Origin of the sequence: Streptomyces sp. 150FB (genome assembly GCF_000818195.1) — a bacterium.
Classification (GTDB): domain Bacteria; phylum Actinomycetota; class Actinomycetes; order Streptomycetales; family Streptomycetaceae; genus Streptomyces.
In genome coordinates, this window is sequence record NZ_JTHL01000001.1 from 2,859,833 (window position 1) to 2,863,283 (window position 3,451).

The 3,451-nt window shown below is 69.0% G+C and carries 4 protein-coding genes; 2 read left to right on the forward strand and 2 right to left on the reverse strand.

Features of this window, described 5'->3' with window-relative positions; translation table 11 throughout:
- Positions 1 to 183: 183 nt before the first annotated feature.
- The gene (locus tag QR77_RS43450) at positions 184 to 342 is read right to left on the reverse strand and encodes an Arc family DNA-binding protein (RefSeq protein WP_040021594.1); all 159 of its coding nucleotides are present in this window, start codon (positions 340 to 342) and stop codon (positions 184 to 186) included.
- Positions 343 to 370: 28 nt separating this feature from the next.
- Here QR77_RS43450 and QR77_RS12065 point away from each other — a divergent pair, with 28 nt between their 5' ends.
- Positions 371 to 1,576, forward strand: a complete 1,206-nt coding sequence (locus QR77_RS12065) for an RNA-guided endonuclease TnpB family protein (RefSeq protein ID WP_078876626.1) — start codon at positions 371 to 373, stop codon at positions 1,574 to 1,576.
- 35 nt (positions 1,577 to 1,611) lie between these two features.
- Here QR77_RS12065 and QR77_RS12070 read toward each other — a convergent pair whose 3' ends face one another.
- On the reverse strand, positions 1,612 to 2,763 hold the full coding sequence (locus tag QR77_RS12070; protein WP_040021596.1) for a Gfo/Idh/MocA family oxidoreductase: 1,152 nt from the start codon (positions 2,761 to 2,763) through the stop codon (positions 1,612 to 1,614).
- A 202-nt stretch (positions 2,764 to 2,965) separates the two neighbouring features.
- Here QR77_RS12070 and QR77_RS12075 point away from each other — a divergent pair.
- A partial coding sequence (locus tag QR77_RS12075; RefSeq protein WP_236710610.1) for a LacI family DNA-binding transcriptional regulator occupies positions 2,966 to 3,451 on the forward strand: 486 nt, incomplete at its 3' end.

Genomic DNA, 3,451 nt, shown 5'->3' on the forward strand with positions numbered 1-3,451 from the left:
TCCCGCCGCACCGCCCCCACCACGGCTGAAGCGGGCGGGCTCGGCGCGGGGGGTGTACGTCCGCAGCGCGCCGCCGGGCGCGGGAAGTCGCAGGCTCACAGAAGTCCTCCGAGGATGCTCCGGCCTTCAGGCCGGGGGGGAATCGGACTGCTTCGGAGCAGGGCGGGGGTAGATGAATCGCCGTCAGGGCGATTCATCGTCCGCCACAGCGGCGGCGCGCTCGCCCTCCAGGCGGTGGACGATCTCGGCGTTGACCGACCGGTGAGCCGCGCGGGCTTGGTCGGCCAGCCACTGGTGGAGGTCGTCGGGAAGGCGGAGAGTGGTGCGCTTCTCATCATTCATGCCTCAACTGTAGTGCTAGAGTGACGTCATGACGACAACGCGAGAGGCAGGCGAGGAGAGCGGGCACGCCCGGTACACCTACCGCCTCCGCGTATCGTCCACCGCGGCCACCGCCCTTGAGGCGGAGTGGTCGCGGTGTCGGTGGATCTGGAACGAGTGCTGCGCCCGGTCGAAGAGGGCCCACGCAGAGGAAGAGAAGTGCGGCCCGGCACGCCTCGACAAGATGCTGACTGAGGCCCGTACCGCGAACGCGTGGCTGCGCGAGGGATCCTCGGTCCCGCAACAGCAGTCGATCCGGGACTTCGCGAAGTCCCGCGCGAAGGCACTGAAGGACATCAAGGCTCGCGTGCCGATGGCACGGCGCGCCGGGATGCCCAGGCACAGGAAGAAACGCGGTACCGAGCTGTCGCTGAACTACACGCTGCGTGGATTCCGACTCAAGGGCGGCCGTCTGCACCTCGCCGGCGGCATCGCTGTGACGGTGGTGTGGTCGCGGGGGCTCCCGGCCGCCCCGTCCAGCGTGCGGGTCTACCGGGACAGCCTCGGCCACTGGTACGCCTCGTTCGTCGTCGCTGTCCCCGCCGAGCCTCTGCCCGCCACCGGCGCGGTGATCGGCGTCGACTGGGGGGTCAGGGAGACCGCGACGACCACGAGCGACGCCCACGACCTCCCGCACCCGCAGCACGGCCGCACTGCAGCCGCCCGTCTCGCCCGGTATCAGAAACAGATGGCAAGGCGGAAGCCCGCACGCGCGAAGGCCGCGTCCAAGGGCTATCGGGCTGCGTCCCGCGCGGTGGCGAAGGTCCACAAGAAGGTCGCCCGGCAGCGCCAGGACACCGCCCGCAAATGGGCCAAGAACGTAGTGCGCGACTTCGACCAGCTCGCCGTAGAGGACTTCAAGCCGAAGTTCCTCGCGAAGTCCACCATGGCCCGCAAGGCAGCCGACGCCGCCATTGGCGCGACCAAGCAAGCCCTGACCGAGATGGCCCGCAAGCACGGCCGCATCGTGCATCTCGTGCACCCGGCCCACACCACGATGGACTGCGCACAGTGCCGAGCGAGAACCAAGCACGCACTGCCCCTCTCCGAACGTACCTACGCCTGCACCGCGTGCGGAGCCGTGTCCCCCAGGGACAAGAACTCCGCCCGCGTGATGCTCGTCCGGGCTGGTCTCAACCCGGCTGGTGCTGATGGTGGAAGTCCTTCGGGAGCGCCGCTCCCGAAGGCAGCCTGAGCCAGGAATCCCCCTGCTCTAGCTGGGGGAGGGTGTCAAAGGCTCAGCTCCGGCACCTCGAAGCGGCGTCCCTCCGCCGACGACCTGAGGCCCAGCTCGGCGAGTTGCACGCCGCGCGCGCCGGCCAGCAGGTCCCACGGGTAGGGACCGCCGAGCGCGACATGGCGCAGGAACAGCTCCCACTGCGCCTTGAAGCCGTTCTCGAACTCACCGTTGTCCGGCACTTCCTGCCACTGGTCGCGGAAGGACTCGGTGGCGGGCAGGTCCGGGTTCCAGACCGGCTTGGGGGTGGCGCTGCGGTGCTGCACGCGGCAGCGGCGCAGGCCGGCGACGGCCGAGCCGTGCGTACCGTCGACCTGGAATTCGACCAGCTCGTCGCGGTTGACCCGCACGGCCCAGGAAGAGTTGATCTGGGCGACCGCCCCGCCGTCCAGTTCGAAGATGCCGTACGCCGAGTCGTCGGCCGAGGCCGCGTACGGCTTGCCCTGCTCGTCCCAGCGCTTCGGGATGTGCGTGGCGACGTGCGCCTGGACGCTGAGGACGCGTCCGAACAGCTCGTGCAGCACGTACTCCCAGTGCGGGAACATGTCGACGGTGATCCCGCCGCCGTCCTCGCTGCGGTAGTTCCAGGAGGGGCGCTGGGAGTCCTGCCAGTCGCCCTCGAAGACCCAGTAGCCGAACTCTCCGCGTACGGAGAGGATCTCGCCGAAGAAGCCGCCGTCGATGAGCCGCTTCAGCTTGAGCAGGCCCGGCAGGAAGATCTTGTCCTGGACGACGCCGTGCTTGATCCCGGCGCTCGCCGCGAGCCGTGCCAGGTCGAGGGCGCCTTCGAGGTCGGTCGCCGTCGGCTTCTCGATGTAGATGTGTTTGCCCGCGGCGATCGCCTTCTTGACCGCTTCGACCCGGGCCGAGGTGACCTGGGAGTCGAAGTAGATGTCGACGCTGTCGTCCGCGAGTACGGTGTCGATGTCCGTGGACCACTCGGTGAGGCCGTGCCGTTCGGCGATCTCCCGGAGAGCGTGTTCACGGCGGCCGATGAGGACCGGTTCCGGCCACAGGATCTCACCGTCCCCGAGGTCGAGACCGCCCTGTTCACGGATCGCGAGGACGGAGCGCAGCAAGTGCTGTCGGTATCCCATCCGCCCCGTGACGCCGTTCATGGCGATCCGCACTGTCCTGCGTGTCACGAAGTTCCCTCCATACAAACCTAGCAAGCGCTTTCTATAAGGTAAGAAGCTAGCCTGCGACGGCGGCGCGGACAAGGGCCGGGCCGCGATCCGCCGCGTGACCTGTGTATGACTTATGCGTCGCCCATGTGTGGTCACCCGATCTCCCTACGTCTCTCCCCCTGGACATGTGTCTTCTACTGGATCTCTCGGAGGAAATGCGATGACAGTCACCCTGGCGGATGTGGCGGCGCGCGCCCGGGTGTCGCCCGCCACCGTTTCCCGCGTCCTGAACGGCAACTACCCGGTGGCCGTCGCCACCCGCGAGCGCGTGCTGCGCGCCGTGGACGACCTCGACTACGTACTCAACGGCCCCGCCAGCTCACTCGCCGCCGCCACTTCCGACCTGGTGGGCATCCTGGTCAACGACATCGCCGACCCGTTCTTCGGGATCATGGCGGGGGCCGCCCAGACGGAGATCGGCGGGCAGGAGGGCAGCGGCCGGGGCGGCGGCGAGAAACTCGCGGTCGTCTGCAACACGGGCGGCTCGCCCGAGCGCGAACTCACCTATCTGACGCTGCTCCAGCGCCAGCGCGCCGCCGCCGTGATCCTCACCGGCGGGGCCCTGGAAGACCCGGAACACATCCGCGCGATGGCCGCCAAGCTGGCCCGGCTCGCCGACGCCAGGGACCCGGGGGGTCCTGTGCGG